Annotated in this window: 23 protein-coding genes and 1 tRNA gene; 4 read left to right on the top strand and 20 right to left on the bottom strand. The window is 65.9% G+C overall.

Annotation, left to right across the window (positions count from 1 at the left end):
- The 15 genes from NA11_RS39705 to NA11_RS39635 form a co-directional block, all read right to left on the bottom strand.
- The gene (locus NA11_RS39705; RefSeq protein WP_069167261.1) at nucleotides 1–810 is read right to left on the bottom strand and encodes a DUF2637 domain-containing protein; all 810 of its coding nucleotides are present in this window, start codon (nucleotides 808–810) and stop codon (nucleotides 1–3) included.
- Nucleotides 807–1,163 (bottom strand): hypothetical protein, encoded by a 357-nt coding sequence (locus NA11_RS39700; RefSeq protein ID WP_141718115.1) that lies wholly within the window; start codon nucleotides 1,161–1,163, stop codon nucleotides 807–809. The genes NA11_RS39705 and NA11_RS39700 overlap by 4 nt, the downstream gene beginning before the upstream one ends.
- A complete protein-coding gene (locus tag NA11_RS39695; RefSeq protein ID WP_069167259.1) occupies nucleotides 1,160–2,278 on the bottom strand; it encodes a hypothetical protein in 1,119 nt (372 codons plus the stop codon). The genes NA11_RS39700 and NA11_RS39695 overlap by 4 nt, the downstream gene beginning before the upstream one ends.
- Entirely contained in the window at nucleotides 2,275–4,119 is a 1,845-nt protein-coding gene (locus NA11_RS39690; protein WP_141718114.1) for a hypothetical protein, read from the bottom strand. The genes NA11_RS39695 and NA11_RS39690 overlap by 4 nt, the downstream gene beginning before the upstream one ends.
- A 33-nt stretch (nucleotides 4,120–4,152) precedes the next feature.
- Nucleotides 4,153–4,428: a hypothetical protein gene (locus tag NA11_RS39685; RefSeq protein ID WP_069167257.1), complete on the bottom strand. Its 276-nt coding sequence runs from the start codon at nucleotides 4,426–4,428 to the stop codon at nucleotides 4,153–4,155.
- Between the two features lie 25 nt (nucleotides 4,429–4,453).
- The gene (locus tag NA11_RS39680; protein ID WP_069167256.1) at nucleotides 4,454–4,963 is read right to left on the bottom strand and encodes a hypothetical protein; all 510 of its coding nucleotides are present in this window, start codon (nucleotides 4,961–4,963) and stop codon (nucleotides 4,454–4,456) included.
- A gap of 58 nt (nucleotides 4,964–5,021) precedes the next feature.
- Nucleotides 5,022–5,561, bottom strand: coding sequence for a hypothetical protein (locus NA11_RS39675; protein ID WP_069167255.1), 540 nt, complete (start codon nucleotides 5,559–5,561; stop codon nucleotides 5,022–5,024).
- Between the two features lie 22 nt (nucleotides 5,562–5,583).
- Nucleotides 5,584–7,704 carry a putative type IV secretion/conjugal transfer ATPase gene (locus NA11_RS39670; protein WP_069167254.1) on the bottom strand — a complete coding sequence of 707 codons (2,121 nt, stop codon included), beginning with the start codon at nucleotides 7,702–7,704 and terminating at the stop codon, nucleotides 5,584–5,586.
- The gene (locus tag NA11_RS39665) at nucleotides 7,701–8,474 is read right to left on the bottom strand and encodes a hypothetical protein (RefSeq protein ID WP_141718113.1); all 774 of its coding nucleotides are present in this window, start codon (nucleotides 8,472–8,474) and stop codon (nucleotides 7,701–7,703) included. The genes NA11_RS39670 and NA11_RS39665 overlap by 4 nt, the downstream gene beginning before the upstream one ends.
- Nucleotides 8,475–8,897, bottom strand: coding sequence for an RRQRL motif-containing zinc-binding protein (locus tag NA11_RS39660; protein ID WP_069167252.1), 423 nt, complete (start codon nucleotides 8,895–8,897; stop codon nucleotides 8,475–8,477).
- Nucleotides 8,894–9,196: a hypothetical protein gene (locus tag NA11_RS39655; protein WP_141718112.1), complete on the bottom strand. Its 303-nt coding sequence runs from the start codon at nucleotides 9,194–9,196 to the stop codon at nucleotides 8,894–8,896. Before NA11_RS39655 ends, NA11_RS39660 begins: the two co-directional genes overlap by 4 nt.
- Nucleotides 9,197–9,299: 103 nt before the next feature.
- Complete coding sequence (locus NA11_RS39650) at nucleotides 9,300–9,584, bottom strand: hypothetical protein (RefSeq protein WP_069167250.1); 285 nt, start codon at nucleotides 9,582–9,584, stop codon at nucleotides 9,300–9,302.
- Nucleotides 9,577–9,819, bottom strand: coding sequence for a hypothetical protein (locus tag NA11_RS39645; protein ID WP_141718111.1), 243 nt, complete (start codon nucleotides 9,817–9,819; stop codon nucleotides 9,577–9,579). The genes NA11_RS39650 and NA11_RS39645 overlap by 8 nt, the downstream gene beginning before the upstream one ends.
- Nucleotides 9,816–9,986 (bottom strand): hypothetical protein, encoded by a 171-nt coding sequence (locus NA11_RS39640; protein WP_245746534.1) that lies wholly within the window; start codon nucleotides 9,984–9,986, stop codon nucleotides 9,816–9,818. The genes NA11_RS39645 and NA11_RS39640 overlap by 4 nt, the downstream gene beginning before the upstream one ends.
- A gap of 101 nt (nucleotides 9,987–10,087) precedes the next feature.
- On the bottom strand, nucleotides 10,088–10,300 hold the full coding sequence (locus NA11_RS39635; protein WP_069167248.1) for a helix-turn-helix domain-containing protein: 213 nt from the start codon (nucleotides 10,298–10,300) through the stop codon (nucleotides 10,088–10,090).
- Nucleotides 10,301–10,451: 151 nt separating this feature from the next.
- Here NA11_RS39635 and NA11_RS39630 point away from each other — a divergent pair, with 151 nt between their 5' ends.
- A complete protein-coding gene (locus NA11_RS39630) occupies nucleotides 10,452–11,192 on the top strand; it encodes a helix-turn-helix domain-containing protein (protein ID WP_069167247.1) in 741 nt (246 codons plus the stop codon).
- A 4-nt stretch (nucleotides 11,193–11,196) separates the two neighbouring features.
- Nucleotides 11,197–11,667: an NUDIX hydrolase gene (locus NA11_RS39625; protein WP_069167246.1), complete on the top strand. Its 471-nt coding sequence runs from the start codon at nucleotides 11,197–11,199 to the stop codon at nucleotides 11,665–11,667.
- Here the strand turns inward: NA11_RS39625 and NA11_RS44415 are convergent.
- The 3 genes from NA11_RS44415 to NA11_RS39610 all read right to left on the bottom strand — a co-directional run bounded on the left by NA11_RS44415 (nucleotide 11,660) and on the right by NA11_RS39610 (nucleotide 13,381).
- Nucleotides 11,660–12,196 (bottom strand): HD domain-containing protein, encoded by a 537-nt coding sequence (locus tag NA11_RS44415; protein ID WP_084655488.1) that lies wholly within the window; start codon nucleotides 12,194–12,196, stop codon nucleotides 11,660–11,662. The genes NA11_RS39625 and NA11_RS44415 overlap by 8 nt on opposite strands.
- A 77-nt stretch (nucleotides 12,197–12,273) precedes the next feature.
- Nucleotides 12,274–13,209, bottom strand: a complete 936-nt coding sequence (locus NA11_RS39615) for a tyrosine-type recombinase/integrase (RefSeq protein WP_069167244.1) — start codon at nucleotides 13,207–13,209, stop codon at nucleotides 12,274–12,276.
- Between the two features lie 98 nt (nucleotides 13,210–13,307).
- A tRNA-Ile gene (locus NA11_RS39610) sits at nucleotides 13,308–13,381 on the bottom strand.
- Nucleotides 13,382–13,547: 166 nt separating this feature from the next.
- Here NA11_RS39610 and NA11_RS39605 point away from each other — a divergent pair.
- Nucleotides 13,548–13,979, top strand: a complete 432-nt coding sequence (locus NA11_RS39605; RefSeq protein WP_069167243.1) for a nitroreductase family deazaflavin-dependent oxidoreductase — start codon at nucleotides 13,548–13,550, stop codon at nucleotides 13,977–13,979.
- 6 nt (nucleotides 13,980–13,985) lie between these two features.
- Here the strand turns inward: NA11_RS39605 and NA11_RS46045 are convergent, their stop codons facing one another.
- Both NA11_RS46045 and NA11_RS39600 read right to left on the bottom strand, forming a co-directional pair.
- Complete coding sequence (locus tag NA11_RS46045; RefSeq protein WP_167837835.1) at nucleotides 13,986–14,150, bottom strand: hypothetical protein; 165 nt, start codon at nucleotides 14,148–14,150, stop codon at nucleotides 13,986–13,988.
- A gap of 55 nt (nucleotides 14,151–14,205) precedes the next feature.
- Complete coding sequence (locus NA11_RS39600) at nucleotides 14,206–15,210, bottom strand: zinc-binding dehydrogenase (RefSeq protein WP_069167242.1); 1,005 nt, start codon at nucleotides 15,208–15,210, stop codon at nucleotides 14,206–14,208.
- A 547-nt stretch (nucleotides 15,211–15,757) separates the two neighbouring features.
- Here NA11_RS39600 and NA11_RS39595 point away from each other — a divergent pair.
- Nucleotides 15,758–16,260, top strand: a 503-nt coding sequence (locus NA11_RS39595) for a UCP032817 domain-containing protein (RefSeq protein WP_069167275.1), incomplete at its 3' end; no start/stop codon positions are given.

Below are 16,260 nucleotides of genomic sequence, written 5' to 3'. Positions count from 1 at the left end.
TTACTCCTGAGTGAATTCGGAATCGGGGGATCCTCCGGCCACGAGCCGGAAGTGTTGGGGCGCGGGCAACTCCCGCGGATCGGTGTCGGCTTCGGCGTGCAGGCGAGCGAGGACCTTGCCGACCGTGCCGTGATGAACACCGACCTCGGCGCCGATCTCCCGGTACGAGTGGCCGGCCTCGTGCAGCCGCAGGATCCGGACGTCGCGGGTCTCGACCACCCACCCGTCGCCCGCTGTCGCCTCGGCGTCGCCTGCTGTCGGGGCGGTGTCGTCCGATGTCGCCGGTGCGTCGCGGGTCGTCGCCTCGGTGTCGCCTGCTGTCGCGCTGGTGTCGCCCGGTCGGGGGACTTCCAGCAGTGCGGTCAACCCGTGCGTGGCCGCGAGACCGGCGACCGGGGCGGCTCCGGCCACGGCTGCCGCGATCATCGCGGGTAGTACCCGGTGTCCGGATTCGGCTGCGTGCAAACCGTTTCCGGCGACCGAGACCAGCTCGGCGAGCATCAACTCGACCCAGAAGAACCACGTCGTGGACGGCTTGATCGTCACCCCGGTACGGGCCCGTCGCTGCAAGGCGACAAGAGCGACGATCGCTTGCACGATCGCGCCGTCGACGAATACCGGTCCGACCCACGCGAGTTGAGGACGGATACCGGCCATCTGCGCGAGCCCGGTCAACGCGTCGAAGGACCACGCGAACGCGCTGACACCGATCACCACGGTCATGGCCAAGGCGACGATCTCGGCGAAGTCCCACCGCGGCACCGACAACGGCGACACCGCACCGACGGATGGCGACGGAGTGTCGCTCATCGCTCCATCCCCTTGTCGCGATCATGGCTCGACATGAGCCCGGCGAAGGCGTGCCCGCGGATCGGCGCCGGTGCCAGGCGTTCACGCTCGGCATCCAGCGCGTGTTCTTGCGCCAGATCCAGTGCGTCATCGAGATCGCTGGCAAGTTCGCGGTTACGCTCGTCCAGCTCGGCGGCACGGTGCTCGGCGGCATCACGGTCCGCGGTCATCGCCGCCAGCTGCTCGGCCAACAACGCCGCCCGCTCGTTCGCCGCGATCACCCGCGCTTCCAGCTCGGCGTAGGACTCCGGGCCATACGGCCGCATGGGCTCGAAACCTGCCGTGGGCGTTGATGTTTCGTAGGTGATACTCACCACTCGACTCCTTCCCTGTCATGAGCGTTGACCAGGCCCGCGAACGCGTGACCCGGAATCGGCTGGCCCAGTTCATGTGCGCGAGCCCGTGGGGCGTACGCGGATGGTGGCGGGGATGCCGTCCCGGCGAGATCGCGGGTACGCGCCCGTACGGCAGAGCCGAATCTCAGCGGCGGATCGCCCGGGCCTCGGCGGGCGCCGTCGCTGTCCAGCGCGCCGCGATAGAGGTCTTCCTCCTGGCAGAGCCTGTATTGGATCTGTTCGTTGCGGGTCCGTGTCGCCGTGCCGTAGCCGGTGAGTTCGGCGGACTGCCGGTAGTTACGCCAGCGGATCGGATCGACTGATCGTGGGTCGCGAGCCTGCGATTCCGCGAGCTGGCCGTAGAGCGCCCGCATGCGTTCCGGTTCGATCTGCCACGAGCTGGTCAGCGAATGCAGATGGCGCCAGGTAGCGCACCACTGCCGTGATTCGTGCTCATCCCAATCCCATCGCTCGGCGATGTCACGGGCCTCCTGGAGCAGACGCTCGGACTGATCAGAGTCCGCGCCGTAGTCGGCGCGGTAGATCGCTTCCCGATACTGGGCGTAGTCGGCGCGTAGTTGCCGCTCTGTGTCGGTCTCGGATTCCTGGTAGTAGGCCGGGTTCGTCGGTGTGATGACGCCACGGTCATCTGCGGATTCGCGTGTGTGGCTGGTGCGTTCGGGTCCGGGCCAGGCGCCGTGTCCGGTGAGTTCGCGGGCTTGGAGCTGGCTGCGCCATTCGACCGGGGTCAGCGGATCCCAGCCGTTGGCGCGGTCATGGTGGACCTGGTCGTGGAAGCGGCGCATCGTGGCTGGTGCATGCTTCCAATCCGCATACGCGTCGGCGAGGTACTCCCAGTTCTCGCGCTCATCGCTGGCCGGGTTGCTCCAACGCTCCTCGATAAGGTTGGCGTCGTGTCCGAGCTGATCGATCTCGGCCTCGGTTTCGACGTGGGCCATGTTGTCGCGCATCTCCCGCATGCGCGCGAAGTCCGCGCGCAGCAACGCCTCCTCCGAGTCGGCGACCTTGTCGGCGTAGCGGGCGATGAATGGATCGTCCAAATCTGTGTCAGGCGTATGGTTTTCGGTGCTCATCGCTCCATCTCCTTGGTGTGGTCGTGGTCGTTGACCAGGCCCGCGAATGCGTGGCCCGGGATCGGGTGGCGTTGGATGCTGTCGGGCGAGGTAGTGGCGGCACGCGCTGCCTGATCCCGCTCTTCGATCCGCTTCATGGCCCGGGACATGCCCGCGTACTCCTGGGCGAGTTCCTCACGGGAGCTGCTGCCACGAGCGGCGCGCTCGGTGGCGAGGCGCGGCGGAGCCTCCTGCTCGTGCAGCTGCGCGAGGTTCTCGCTGTCGCGGGCTGGTCCGCGGTCGACGGCGAGCCGGTCGGTCAACTCGGTGTTGGCCTCGCGCAACTCGTCTCGCTCGGCAGTGAGCGCGGTCAGCTGCTTGACCAGGGCCGCGTTGCGTTCGACCAGGGCGTTGTTGTACTGCACCGAGAGCCGGTGACGGTCTTTCAACGACAAGAGCTCTCGTTCGAGATCGGCGCCGAGTTCGGTGTCTTCGCGCGTGCGCGAGGCATCAACCGCTGAAAGACCCGACAGTTGCTGTTCGTTGGCCTCGGCGAGCTCGGCGGCGTCACGCCATTCACCGACCTCTTGGTAGAGCACGGCGCGTGCACCTTCGGCGCGGAACACCGGATCGCGGTGGCCTTCGTCGTCGTGGCCGTAGGCGGCGATGTGCACGGTCGTACCGGGTGCTGGCCGGATGGCGTCGAGTTGCTGGCGTGTCCAGGTCACCGAGTCCAGTTCGCTGGCGTGGCTGCCGGTTTCGTGGACGACCTGGTTCGCGCCGTCGGGCAGGTAGGTGATCGTGGACGAATACCGATCCTGCTGCTCGTGGTCTTGCGATGCGATGAGCTGCTGCTCGGCCTGATGCTCGGCGAACAGCCTGCTCTCGTAGGCGCGGGTCAGGTCCATTTCCTCGTTGCCGGGGCGCAGGTCCTCCTCGGCGATCCAGGCGCCGGGGGTGGCCAGATCCTCGCGGGCCAGTTCCATGGCGCGCTCACGCCGCCACCTGGGATCAGCGAACTGCGTGGCACGAGCGCGACGCCACGGATCGACCGCCGCACGATCGGCGATCGCGGGTCCTTCGGTGCGCTCGCGCAGCTCGGCCGCTTCCGCGGCGAGGTATCCGCGCAAGGTGTCGGGGCGTCCTTCGTCGGAGTAGACCGGTTCGGTGGCGTCTTGGAGGTCCCACGCTTCGACCCGCACCTGGGTGTCTTTGCCCCAGTGGGTGTCTGCGACCTGGCGGTGCAGCCACCCGATCGCGCCGGCCTTGGTGGTGAACCGCCGCGTCGGGCGTTGCAGCCACATCGAACTACCCGCGACTTGTGAGCCCAGGCTCGCGGTGTAGCGGATCGGCGCGCGTTCCCGGCCTGGCCGGTCGATGCCCGCGGCTTCCTGCGCCCGCGCGGCTTGAGCTCGGTAGCGCAGCGCCTGAAGGCCTTTGACCCGGTGCGCACGGGCGAACAACCGGCCCGGCTCATAGGACGGATCGGCGTTGGCCACATCGAGCCCATCGAGGGCGATACCGCGCTCGATCTCGGTCAGGTGCGGGTCACGCAGGATCCGTCCAGCCATGTGGTTGCGGTGCCGGGCCAGGCCCTGGGCGTCGCGGTAGCGGCGATCGTGGTCGATGTTCGGGTCCTCGGAGCGGGCGGCCACCAGTTGCGAATGCGACCGGTATCGGTCGATACCGTGGCTGGTCTGCTGCAGGTGCTGGGCGCGTTCGAGGTCCTGCTGCCGCATCTCGGCACGCCAGGCCCTGCTGATCTCCTTGCGGATCTTGCGGCGTTCCAGCCAGTTCGCCGCTTGGGCGTAGCGGCGCATCGTGACCGACATCGAGGCAGCGAATTTCTTTGCCTCGCTCATGATTTCGTCCTCTGGACTGTGATCGGACATGAATCAGTTCCTCTTTCCGGTCTCGGCGGATTCAGTGGCACCGCCGTGGCGGGTGGTGCTTGCCTGCTGCTCGGCGTCGCCGATCTCGCTGGCGAAGTAGCGGCAGAAGTCGCTCCATCCCGGTGGCCACCAGCGCATGGCGTGGGTGATGACCTCCTCGCCGTTCAAGGCGTCGATCCAGTCGGTGTCTGTGCCGCGTTCCATCTCGATGCAGGCGCGTAGGTAGTCGCGGGCGGTGGCGACCATGGCCGCGGTTGGCTGGGGGTGATAGCCGGACATGGCTTGTTCCTTCTTCTCGTTGGTGTTACTTGGACGCCGCACGGATGTTGGTGCGGCGGGCTTCGTAGGCACCGCGGCGCACCGCGAGCCGGGTGACGTGCCGCTTGACCAGACGAGCGCCGTCGGCGGCGCGGTAGCAGCACATGCGGATGGTGTCGATCGGGCCGGGGCGGCCCGCGCACATCCACCACGCGTAACCGACGATCGCGGCGCCGTAAACCGCCAGCGGCCCAGGCAGATCCACCACCATGGCGGTGACCGCGAACGTGAGCGTGGCCAGCACGGCCGGTGCCCACATCCGGACGGTGTTGCGGATCGTGGTGGCCCGGGCGACGTGCGGGGTGATCGCGCGACCGACCCGCCCGCCGTCGGGAACGACAGGCTCGAAGCGGGCGGCGAGTTTCGCGGCGGCGGTGCCGGTCAGGTCGGTGGCGTGGGTGTTGTTGAGGGCGTCGATCTCGGCTTGGCGCTGCTCGGCGGTCAGGCCGGTGATCTCCTCTCCGTGCTCATCCGGGTTCGGGTTGGGGTTCGACATGATGGGTTCTCCTTGGATCCAGGTAAGGCGTTGTGCAGCAACGGGTTCAGTGAGAGGGCTAGAGGTCCATGTCCCAGTCCGGTCCGTCGGCGCGGTCCTGGTCGTAGCCGTCGCGGCGGCGTTCGTAGGCGCTGATCTCCCGTTGATGCCGCGCGCAGTCATCGGCGTGACCGGATTCGTTGTCGCTCGGGTGCGGATTCCACGGCCCACGGTCGGTGACCCGCTCGGCGCAGCAGGCGCACCGCCAGCTGGTGGTTGACGACCAACCCTCCCCAGCGACCCGCTGGTAGGCCTCGATTGCCGGGTCGTCGGACTTGCCGGTGGTGATGCCGAAGGCGTCGGCGATCTCGTCCCAGCCGCGGCCGTGGCTGCGCGCATCGGTCGCGTAGTCGTTGGCGATAGAGCGGGCGACGTCAGCGATCCGGTCGGCTTCCTTGATGGCCTGTAGCGGGTCGGCTGCTACTTCCCGGTCGCCGAAGTTGTAGCCAGTGAACGTCGAGACCACCGGTTCGCGGGTGATCGCGGTGTCGCCGTGGTCGGCGCGCAGCTTCTCGTGCACGATGCGGTTGAGTCGGTTGCGGATGGCGTAGTAGTCCATTGCCGTTGTGCTCCTTGAGGTTTCAGCCGTGGCGGCGTTTGGTGAGGTCGATGACCGGTGCCAGGACGGTGGGCTCGGTCGTGGTCGGGCGCAGGACCGACAAGCCCGGTAGCGGGCGCACGGTGGCGCGAGTGGTGTCATCGACGGCGGAGACGCGGCCCCAGCGGGCGCGGCCTTGGGAGATGAACACGATGTCGCCCTTGCCCATGCGCCGGACCCGGTTGGGTTCGAACAGGAACCTCTCCGCGGCTTGGACGTTGCCCTCATCACCGGCGGCGGCGCCGCCGATGAGCTTGCGCGACAGGTCGAATCGGCGTTTGGTGCCATAGCCTTCGGCGAGTTTCTCGACACCGAATTCCTGCCCGCCGTGCAGACCGCCACCGGACCCGGAACCGATCAGGGCTTGGCGGGCGTCGTCGTCGTGGCCCAGGCCGTTCCAGTGCTGGGCGAACCACCAGCTGCCGATCTTGGCTTTGCGGAACCGCATCACCCACGCCGCGGCGCGGGTGCGGCCGTCGGAAACCGCGGAGAACTCGTCCACGGCGAGCAAGGTCTCGCGACCATGATCGCGATCGGCGAGTTGTTCGAGCATGCAGCCGATCGCGGCGAACTGCGCCCGCGCCCGATCCGGTGCCTTGACGCCCTCCAAAATGATGTAGAGGACATCGAAATCGGTGATCTGCGCAGCACCTTCGAACGAATCCCCCAGCGCCAGATACAGGTTGGAGAACTCCGCGAGCGCGGAATCCATCACCGGTTGCTTGCCTGCTTTGGTGGCCGCGATCTTCAAATCCACACCCGGCACGCCCTGCCAGTCCACGGTGTCGTCGAACACACCGCCCCACAGCCTGGCCAGCCTCTTCGCATCGAACCGGGACAAGAAATCCAGCCAATCCTTCGGCCGGTTCTCCCCCACCGGGGTCGGCACCCCGTTGCGGTTCTCGATCCGTGCCGGGGCATCCAGGATCAGATGCAGCAGCGATTCGCGCTGGTTGTGGAAGTAGCGTTCGGTGTCAGTGGTCGGCGTGCTCCCCCCGGAGATCATCGCCGAGAGCACCGAGAACAGATCCGCCCGCGCCGGGATGTCGAACAACGCCAGCTGCACCCGCTGCGGGTCATCGGCGCCGACACCGACGTAACCGATCCGGGAGGCCGGGATCCCGAGTGCGGCGTACCAGGCGCCGACACGGTGGGCGAGTTTCACGCTTTCCGGGCCGCCGTTGCAGTCGATCACCACCGTCAACGGCCGTCCCGGCCGATCCAGGCGCCACCACTGCCGGTGCCGCAACCACGCGGTGATGTGCCAGGACAGCAACGCGCGCAGCATCAGCGTGGTCTTGCCCTTGCCGGAGGACGCGACAGTGACCATGTGCTCACGCATGTTGATCCACGGCACGATCAACCGAGACTCATACCGCCCCAACAACATCCGCCACCGGCTCTTCGGCGGCGCCGCCGTCTCCTCGACCGCCAAACGGCCGATCAGCATGTGCGGGTTCAATCCACCAGTGGAGAACGGAATCCGGTACCGGGCCAACCGGGTCGCAGCAGCCTGCTCACGCTGGGACTGCATCCACAACGCCCGCTCCGTAGCTGCCGGTGAACGCCACCCGTGGGTGATCAACTGCACCCGCCGGTTCGCCACCCCAACCGCGGCCAGAAACCACGCCGCCGGAATCAACCCGACAGCCATCACCGCCAACCCGTAGGCGTAACGGCCGGACGCGAACGCGGTTGCGCCGTCGCGCATCTGGTCGCTCGGGGCGGCCAGATCGAAGTGCAGCAGCATCGTCGCGCCAGGCAAGGCGAGCGCGGAGCCGAACATCCAGTTCCGCATCCGCGCCGGTGTCCACGCCAACCGGTTCGCCGCGACCATCAGCACCGTGGTGGCTGCGAGGACGAACCCGATGCCGGCGCCGAGCACGCTCAGTCCGCGCCCGACCTCGGCCCAGGTCCAATCCGGGATCGGCAGCATCCCGCCGAACAGCATCGAATCCGGGCCATCGCCACCGATCGGCGGCGCGACCGGGTGAACCGAGGGAACAACCTGATCCGCGGGCAGCTGCCCGGTGGCCGGTACCGGGGCGATCTCGACTGGCTTGGGTTCGCAATCTTGGGGTGTCAGAACAGGTTTGCAGGTCATGACGACACCGCCTTACCGGTCGAAGCGTCGGGGACGCCGTGATCAGAGGCACCGCCCTCGATCACCGTCAGACCCGGACGAACCGGCCCGGACTCGGTGGCCTTCGCGGTCTTGTCCGGCAACACCTCGCTCAGATCCGCGACCCGGATCGGTGGCCCGTCGACCGCTTGAGTGGCCAACGCAGCCTTCTTGATCACGGCACGGATCTCGGGGGTGCGGCAGTAGTAGATGACCTTCTCGCAGCCACCGATACGAGCGGCTTCCTTGGCACGGGCCACCGCGAGCTTCGCGGCCGCGTCGTTCTTCGCGGTCAGCTCGACCTCGACCGCCCACAACGACCCGTCGGGGCGGTAGTAGCGCCCGTCATGGACATGCCCGCGTCGTCCGCCAGCCTTCGGGCGGTCTTGCTCGGCGCGCAGCTGCCGCTCAGAGATCCAGAGATTCAGATCCTGGCCGACCAACGCCAACCGCACATCGAGCACGGTCACGACGTGGGCGGCCATCTTCGGCGACGGTGTCCAAAACCGGGCGTAGAACGGCAACAACGCCTCCACCGCCGCCCGGGTCAAGAACACCCACGTCGGCCCCGGCACTGGGCGCATCTTCAAGTTCGAAACCAGGTGCGCGGCACGCCATTTCGCGGTGTACCGGTACGCCGACTTGATGCTCACCCCCAACATGGAGGCGACCCGGTCCATCGGCGCGCCATACATTTCGGCGAGGATCGTCAGCACCCGCATATCACGGGGCCCGATCAGTTGACTCCTCATCTATCGCTCCCATTCGTCACGGTCACGAGCGGCGCCGATCAACCCGGTGAATGCGTGCCCTGGGACTGACGCACGCAGTACCGGTGAGGAATCGGTCCACGCGGGACCTGGATCGTTGACGTGGTCGAACTCGGCGCGATCAACGCCGTGCCGTTCCGCCGCGCGCAGCTGGCGCTCACGAGTCGCCTTCTCCAAAGCGGCCAGCTGCGCGGGCGTCGCCTGCCGTTTCGCGGCGGCAAGATTGATGTCATAGAGGTAGGCCGTCACCGGTCCGCCGCGAAATTCCCGATGCACCTTCGCGGCAATGTCCTGGCCGTTCGGCCGCAAACCCTCCGCACTGAGCTGGCGGCGAGTACGCAAATGCGCTGGCGCAGTCCGCCATTCATACGTCGGGATCCCGCCCTCGGCTGGCTGATCGCTCATCGCTGCCATCCGGCCGGGGTCGGAAGTGGCTGCGGCGGAACACAACCCAGCCGTACTGCTTGTGCGACCTGATCGCGGCGGCACACACTCGGGCTCGGCGTGTAGGACTGCTGATCAATCCACGCGACCGAACACCCCACCATCGCGGCCAACACCGCGAGCACGAGCACCGCGACCCGGACCATGGGCGGAAGCGCACCGAACACAATGCCGAGACCGCGGCCCACAGCGGCGTCGGTCTTCACGACTCGGCCGATCATCGCCGCACCCCCGACCGACGCGTCGACCGCCACAACCACGCCGCACCCAGCAGCACGACCGTGAACCCAACGACCTCAGGTGCCGTCAGGACCGCGTATCCGATCGCCACCGCAGCGATCGCGAGACCAAACGTGCGCGCCTTCATCGCTGGTCACCCTCGATGACACGCACGACCCGGTCATCGTCGAATAGCGCCTCGATCGGCCACACGAACTCGGTCATCGGCTCGGTCACCTCACCGTCGCGCTCGGACCGGACGACGGTCAGCACCACGTGCAGGCCACTGCGGCGGTAGTTGCGGATTGCCTTGATCCGGTAGGTGTCCTGGATCGGACTGTTGTGGTTGTCACGGAACAGATCACCAACCTGCAGGAGGTCGCCGTCCGTGAAACGGAATTGCTTGAGTACGCGGTATGCCTCACTCATCGCTGACCGCCCCCAGCTGCATCAGCTGCTCATCGAGTTCGGTGATCGCGATGGCTCTTTGCGCCGCGGAGATGACAACATGCGGTGCCCAGCCAGACACGAAACCCATTGCGTAATCGCGCTGTTCAGCAGTCAGCGATCGCCAGGCCGTCAGCGCTTGGAACACGTGCGGATCAAGGCCCTCGAACGGATCCGAAGCCGCTGGCTCGTTCGTGGCCGCGTCGGCGCGCATCACGATTTGCCGCCCTTGTGCGGGTTGCGGCAGCGTCGGCGGCGAGCCTGAGCCGACTTCAATGCGAGGCGGGTGAAATGCGCTTTCCGCGCGTGCTCGGCTCGGTCGGCCCGCTCCTGCGGGCTGAGTACCCGGTCCGGGTCAACCAGTTGCTCGAATTTGCTTGCCATCGCGGCTCGTGCGTTTGCCGTCCGTGCAGATCGGTCGGGTGTCTTTGCCCAAGACTCGTGTGCGGCAATCCGGGCCTGCAGTGTCCGCTCCTGCGGGGTACTCATGCCGCACCACCGTCGATGACCGCAGTGGTCGGCCGGATCAGCGCGAGCACCGCGTCGCGCTCTACCCGCAACAGGTGACCGTTCACCCGGAATCCGGCGAGGTCACCTGCGGCGATCCAGTTGCGAATCGTCTTGGTGTCGACGTCGATCAGCGCCGCCGCCGACTTGAGGCTGATCAGTGTCCGCGCCTCGGTAGAAGTCTTGTTCATTGCGGTATCACTCCTCAGAAAGTGGGAAATTCATTGCTGTTCACCACTTTTCGCGGAAAACGGAAACCAAAGCACCGCATAGCTGGACGTATGAAGACGTCTCAGGTACCGTTTAAGACGTCCCTAGAAGTCCCTCAAGTCCGGAGACGACATGGCGAACGAACGCCTTCGCAACGCCCTGCAGCAGGCAGGCCTGGACATCGCGGCCGTCGCCGCGGAAACAGGCGTTGAACCGAAGACTGTGGAGCGCTGGATCACGAAGGCGCGCACGCCCTATCCGCGCCACCGCCATAAGGTCGCATCGCTGGTCAAAGAGACAGAGAACTATCTGTGGCCGGATGCACTCGCAGCCGAGCGAAAAGTCGAGGTCGCCGAGTCGGAGGTGCTGAAGGTCTACCCGCACCGCAGCTCGATCCCAAGCGACTTGTGGAAGCGCCTGCTTTCAAGCACGACCGAGCGCCTCGACATCCTGGTCCTCGCCGGCCTATTCCTTGCAGAGGAACCGGAATTCACCCGTGCGGTGCGGAAGAAGACACAGCTGGGTTTAAAGGTTCGGCTGCTGTTCGGTCGGCCGGACGCTCCCGAAGCCGACAAACGCAGCGCCGAGGAACGCCTCGCAGAGGGAACAGTGCCATCGCGAATCAGCAACGCCCTCACCCTCGTCGAGCCGCTCGGCAACATCGACGGCGTCGAACTTCGGTATCACGACACAACCTTGTATAACTCAGTGTTCCGCTTCGATGACGAGATGATCGTCAACATGCACGCATACGGGCTGCCGGGCGCATATGCACCAGCAATGCATCTACGCCAACTGCCTGCGGGTGACCTCTTCGAGACGTACATGACCAGCTTCGAGTACGTCTGGTCGAACGCGACGATGGAAAGGTAAGAGAATGGGTCGAACAGACTACTTCCACGATCCGAACGCGCCAGCCGCCAACAGCATCAAGGTCGCGGTGAGCGCATTCGTACGCAACAGCGACGACAACATCTTGATGATTCGTCGAACCGACAACGATAGATACTCAATTCCAGGTGGCGGCCTCGAGGCTGGCGAGACTGTCACCGAGGCCGTCGTGCGTGAGGTACGAGAAGAGACAGGCATCGATGTCCAGATCACAGGCCTGATCGGAATCTTCTCCAATCCGGAGCACGTCATCGCATACGACGACGGCGAGGTCCGACAGGAGTTCTCGATCTGCTTCCGCGCTAAACCAATTGGCGGAAAACTAAGAACCAGCTCGGAGTCAAGAGAGGTGCTGTGGGTCGCCCCCCACGACCTACCCTCACTCGACATTCATCCTTCGATTGACCTACGCATCGAGCACGGTCTCAATCCCCAGGATGGCCCGTTCTTCACTTAGCAATCCGACGTAGCGATTCGGTCCGGTTGACGGCGTCGAGGATTTCGGGTGCGGCCTCCGCAATCGACTGAGCCACGACGTGATCGGGTCCGTAGCGTTGACGGACTTCCGCTAGACGCTCCCTGACATCGGTGACTTCTCCGGTAGGTGTCGTAGTCATGTCAGCCCACCAAAGCGCGTCTCGAAGCGCGGTGCGCTCGTCCGGCCACAGCAGCGGTAGATCTCGATGTCGGGCTTCGACGTGGGCACACGAGTGATTCGCTACAAGAGCGCAAAGGCGATCCGGCGCACCCTGCACTCGAAGAAACTCGGCACCATCGAGGGGGTGGAACCCAGTTTCAACGAGTCCTGGTCCATACCCAATGTCATGAAGCCATGCTGCTGCGACCAGCAAGTCAGGGTCGTCAACCGCGTCGGCAATGCGCCTCGATTGCCGCGCTACTCCTTCCACATGGCTCAGCCGAGGAGGAATCTCGCGCAGGTGCTCTCGCGCAAGCTTCTCGGCCCATTCGACCAGATCCTCATGCATGCTGTTCACGGTATCGCCCAAGACTAGATGGCATTCCACTGCACTGAGTGCGGACGCCAGCAACCCAACTGACAACACTAGAGCTTGTCACCGAGTCGTGCTCGACGGTGGGCGGCTTTCGCTCGTTCGTCGGCTACCGATTTCCCGTATCGGGCGAGCATCTGCCTGGAGCGCCAGCCAGCGAGCATCATGAGGTCTTGTTCTTGGCCACCGTTGGCTAGCCAGTTGTGGGCGAACCAGTGCCGGAACAGGTGTGGATGGATGTGGTCAATGCCGGCCGCGGCGGCTCTGCGCTCAAGCATCTGCCGTATGCCGTGCGCGGTCATCGGTCCTTGTCGACCGAGCCAGAGCGAAGGTTCGTCGTTCTTGGCCTTCGGATGTTTGGCCCGGGCGCGCAGATACTTTCGCAGTGCGGTCCGGGTCTTGTCACCGAACGGCATCGATCGCGGGCGTCGGCCCTTGCCTGTCACCAGGACGCTGTCCTCTTCGAAATCGAGGTGGTCCAGGTCTATGCCCTCGACCTCACCGGCGCGGCCCCCGGTGTCGGCGAACAACCGGATGATGGCGGTGTCCCGCAGCGATTCGAAGTCAGTGCCTTCACACTGGGTGAGCAGAGCTCGGATCTGATCATCCGCTGGTACCGTCACGAGCTTTTCCGGCGCGTCAGGCAGCGTCATCTTGTCGAACGGGTTGGTGGGGATGATCTCTTCGGCGACAAGGTATTTGAAGAACTGCTGCAGCGAACGATAGTGCCCTCGTACGTACTCGGCTGCCAGCGGCTCACCGGTCCGTTTGTTCGGCCGCGTCAGCAGGTGTTCGATGAACGAGCCCAGATGATCGCGGGTGACCTCTGGAACGGTCGTCGGCAGCTGGTTCTCGATCAGGTAGTCGATGAAGTAGTCGATCCGCACAAGGTAGCCGTCGATGGTCTGCTTGCTGCGGTTCTTGCGGCGCAGTTCGGTCGCAAAATCGTTCTTCAGCTCGCGCAGATCGTCCAGGTCGATCATCCCCATACAACCCACGGTACGCCCGAAATACAAAGCTGTACATGCGCTGTTCTGGACCAGAACGTCTCTAGCGTTCTCCATTTACCCAGTTCAGAGAGGGTTTGTGGGGCGGGTGGGGCTCGAACCCACGACCAATGGATTATGAGTCCACGGCTCTAACCGACTGAGCTACCGCCCCCGACTGCGGGTAGGAACGCAGCTTCGGGGATGGTACCGGGTGGGGTGGGGGGTTCACCAGTTGGACTCGCGGTGGTGGGCGGGTGGACATGCTCGCTTGGCGGGCCGAGCGGGGACGCGGCGGTTAGGGTGAGGGCGTCCGGCGACCGTGGTGGGAAGGGTTGGCTATGGCGAGTGTGTTCGCGAATGTGTTGAAGGTGCATCAGTGGGCGTATGAGAACAGTGGCGGGCTGGTCGGGCATCGGCTGTTGTTCGGGAACCCGACGTTGTTGCTGCGGACGGTGGGGCGGAAGACGGGGCAGGCGCGGACGTCGGCGCTGACCTACGGGACCGACGGGGCTGACTACTTGGTGACGGCGTCCAATGGTGGATCGCCGCGGCCGCCGGGATGGCTGGCGAATCTGAAGGCGCAGCCGGAGTGTGAGATTCAGATCGGGCGGCGCACGGTGAAAGTGGTTGCGCGGCCTACGTATCCGGATGATCCGGAGTACGCTCGCCGGTTCGCGATTGTCGACAAGGTGAACGCGGGGCGCTACACCGCCTACCAGAAGCAGACGAAGCGGCCGATTGCTGTGGTGGTGCTGACGCCGGTCGGGTGAGCCGGTTCAGTCCCGGTCGTCGTAGCGGTCGCCCCAATCGCCGTCGTAGTCGTCGGGATCGTTCCGGTCCCAACGATTTCCGTCGGCCGGGGGTCTACCTGCGATTTGCACGACAGCAACGACCACGCCCAGCACCAACACCACCACACCCACGACGATCAGAGTCTCCACGCAGGGCACCCTAGCGCCGTGCCTTGGCACCCGCCAGGGCGTCGTTCTGCCAGTCTCAGACAGCAGAACCGATTGTCAGCAGCGTGCGGCCCACCGCCGACCTGGACTCGATGGCCGCGTGCGCGCTGCCGGCTTCGTCGAGCGGAAAGGTTTGGCCTATCACGACTTCGAGCCGTCCGGCGGCCGCCTCGGCCAGCGAACGTTCAGCAAGCCGATGCCAGTCGGCATCGGGGTCGGTGACGTCCATCAGCCCGTAGACGGTGATGCCACGCTCTGCCACGGCGGCGTCCGGTGCGGCGAACTCGCCTGCGGACATGCCGTATCCGAGGAACCGGCCGCGGTCGGCGGTGGCGACGAGAGCGCCTTCCCCGAGCGCGCCACCCGCACCGTCAAGCACGACGTGCGCGCCTGCGCCTCCGGTGGCTGCACGAGCGGCGGCGGACCAACCGGGTTCGGAGTAGTCGACGACCACGTCGGCGCCGAGACGCTGTGCCAGCGCCAGCTTGGCCTGCCCCCGCGCCGCGGCGATCACCCGCGCACCTGCCGCCCGGACCAACTGGATCAGCAGGGTGCCGAGTCCGCCGCCTGCCGCGGTGATCAGCACCCACTCCCCCGGCTGGATCGCGGCCCGCTCCATCAGCGCCAACGCCATCTGACCGTCGTGTGCGAGCGCGACCGCCTGCGGCAAGCCGAGCCCGTCGGGCACGGCGGTCAGGGTCGCGGCCTTGGCGAGCGCTTTCTCGGCGTAGCCGCCGATGGGCTTGCCGCCGCCGATCTTGCTTGCTGCGGTCGCGGTGGTGACCCGCTTGCCGAGCCACGACGGGTCGACCTCGGGGCCGACTGCGGTGACGACGCCTGCGACCGCGCCACCGGGCACGTAGGGCGTGTCGAGCTGGAAGTAGTCACCGCCCCAACCGCCACGCAGCCGGGTGTCGAGGAACATGACGTCGGCCGCGGCCACCTCGACGACGACTTCACCGGGCCCGGCCACCGGCTCCGGCACCTCGTGCACTGTAAGCACTTCCGGCCCACCGAATTCCACTGCCTGCACGGCCCTCATGTCCAACCTCCATCGCTGTCGTTGTCGCCTGACAGGACCAGCATGGAACCTGAATCGTTGTTGAGGTCAACTCGTGGACAAGCGGTTACGCTCAGCGCGGAATTTCGGCGATCCGCCGACCGCGATCGAGCGGTCAGGAACTACCGCCGCCACAGCTACTACTGCTCCCACCACCGCAACTACTGCTGCTCCCACCGCTGTCGTGGTGCCCACCGTGATGATGTCCCCCGTGATGTCCCCCATGGCCCGGATCCCAGCCCCCGCCACAGCCATTCGACGGCCCGGAATCGACGAACCCGGCGGTGCCTGCCGCCCAGAACGGGTCGGAGTTGTTGTACCCCCCGCCATACCGACGCTGCGGAATACCGCGCACCCCGTAGGGCGAAATCCCTCCGTTGCGATTCGACCGCGTCACCGCCCGGATGACGATGATCGGCACCGCGATCATCACCCCCACCATCACAAGGATGACGGCGAGCACGAAGAGAAGGACTACAACGCTCATAGATGAACGCTAACCGCGTTGCACTGCTGCGTACAGTGAACTGTGTCGTCTTTTCGCCTCCGCCGATCCCGGCAGCGCCTCATCGACCTCGATGAGGTGAACGCCGCCGTCGCCGCGCTGGAGTTGCCGGAAGCGGTCTACAAGACCTGCCCGTGGCAACCGCGCGAACTCGTGGAAACCGGTTTGCACCAGTGGCTCCGCTGCTGCGGCGCGGCTATGCGCGACGGCCAGGTGGTCGGGATGCCCTCGCATGCCGTCGACGAAGCCTGGCACGGGTTCATCCTCTGCACTGAGCGGTACGCCGCGTTCTGCGCCAAGGCCTACGGCCGCTTCCTCCATCATTTCCCGGAAGGCGCTGGGCCGCCGAAGGATTCGCACGGCTCGATGGGCCAGCAGCTCGGCCGCACGGTAGTGGCCTGGCATATGGTCGCCACACCAGACGAGACCTGCGTGTTGTGGGACCTCGACAGCAAAGTCGGCGTCGACCACCCGTGGGGCGTCGACGCCGACCGTGTCACGGCCATCGAGGCCGAACTGCGCGCCCT

It is taken from the genome of Nocardia altamirensis NBRC 108246 (genome assembly GCF_001612685.1).
In the GTDB taxonomy this organism is placed as follows: Bacteria; Actinomycetota; Actinomycetes; order Mycobacteriales; family Mycobacteriaceae; genus Nocardia; species Nocardia altamirensis.
The sequence above is the reverse complement of the archived record's forward strand: the minus strand, read 5'-3'. Positions and strand labels throughout refer to the sequence as shown.

Bases quoted from the DNA above. Each gene is read 5' to 3' on its own strand.
- NA11_RS39705 (WP_069167261.1), bottom strand. From the start codon at position 810: ATGAGCGACACTCCGTCGCCATCCGTCGGTGCGGTGTCGCCGTTGTCG.
- NA11_RS39695 (WP_069167259.1), bottom strand. From the start codon at position 2,278: ATGAGCACCGAAAACCATACGCCTGACACAGATTTGGACGATCCATTC.
- NA11_RS39690 (WP_141718114.1), bottom strand. From the start codon at position 4,119: ATGAGCGAGGCAAAGAAATTCGCTGCCTCGATGTCGGTCACGATGCGC.
- NA11_RS39685 (WP_069167257.1), bottom strand. From the start codon at position 4,428: ATGTCCGGCTATCACCCCCAGCCAACCGCGGCCATGGTCGCCACCGCC.
- NA11_RS39680 (WP_069167256.1), bottom strand. From the start codon at position 4,963: ATGTCGAACCCCAACCCGAACCCGGATGAGCACGGAGAGGAGATCACC.
- NA11_RS39675 (WP_069167255.1), bottom strand. From the start codon at position 5,561: ATGGACTACTACGCCATCCGCAACCGACTCAACCGCATCGTGCACGAG.
- NA11_RS39670 (WP_069167254.1), bottom strand. From the start codon at position 7,704: ATGACCTGCAAACCTGTTCTGACACCCCAAGATTGCGAACCCAAGCCA.
- NA11_RS39665 (WP_141718113.1), bottom strand. From the start codon at position 8,474: ATGAGGAGTCAACTGATCGGGCCCCGTGATATGCGGGTGCTGACGATC.
- NA11_RS39660 (WP_069167252.1), bottom strand. From the start codon at position 8,897: ATGAGCGATCAGCCAGCCGAGGGCGGGATCCCGACGTATGAATGGCGG.
- NA11_RS39650 (WP_069167250.1), bottom strand. From the start codon at position 9,584: ATGAGTGAGGCATACCGCGTACTCAAGCAATTCCGTTTCACGGACGGC.
- NA11_RS39640 (WP_245746534.1), bottom strand. From the start codon at position 9,986: ATGGCAAGCAAATTCGAGCAACTGGTTGACCCGGACCGGGTACTCAGC.
- NA11_RS39635 (WP_069167248.1), bottom strand. From the start codon at position 10,300: ATGAACAAGACTTCTACCGAGGCGCGGACACTGATCAGCCTCAAGTCG.
- NA11_RS39630 (WP_069167247.1), top strand. From the start codon at position 10,452: ATGGCGAACGAACGCCTTCGCAACGCCCTGCAGCAGGCAGGCCTGGAC.
- NA11_RS39625 (WP_069167246.1), top strand. From the start codon at position 11,197: ATGGGTCGAACAGACTACTTCCACGATCCGAACGCGCCAGCCGCCAAC.
- NA11_RS44415 (WP_084655488.1), bottom strand. From the start codon at position 12,196: ATGCATGAGGATCTGGTCGAATGGGCCGAGAAGCTTGCGCGAGAGCAC.
- NA11_RS39615 (WP_069167244.1), bottom strand. From the start codon at position 13,209: ATGGGGATGATCGACCTGGACGATCTGCGCGAGCTGAAGAACGATTTT.
- NA11_RS39605 (WP_069167243.1), top strand. From the start codon at position 13,548: ATGGCGAGTGTGTTCGCGAATGTGTTGAAGGTGCATCAGTGGGCGTAT.
- NA11_RS39600 (WP_069167242.1), bottom strand. From the start codon at position 15,210: ATGAGGGCCGTGCAGGCAGTGGAATTCGGTGGGCCGGAAGTGCTTACA.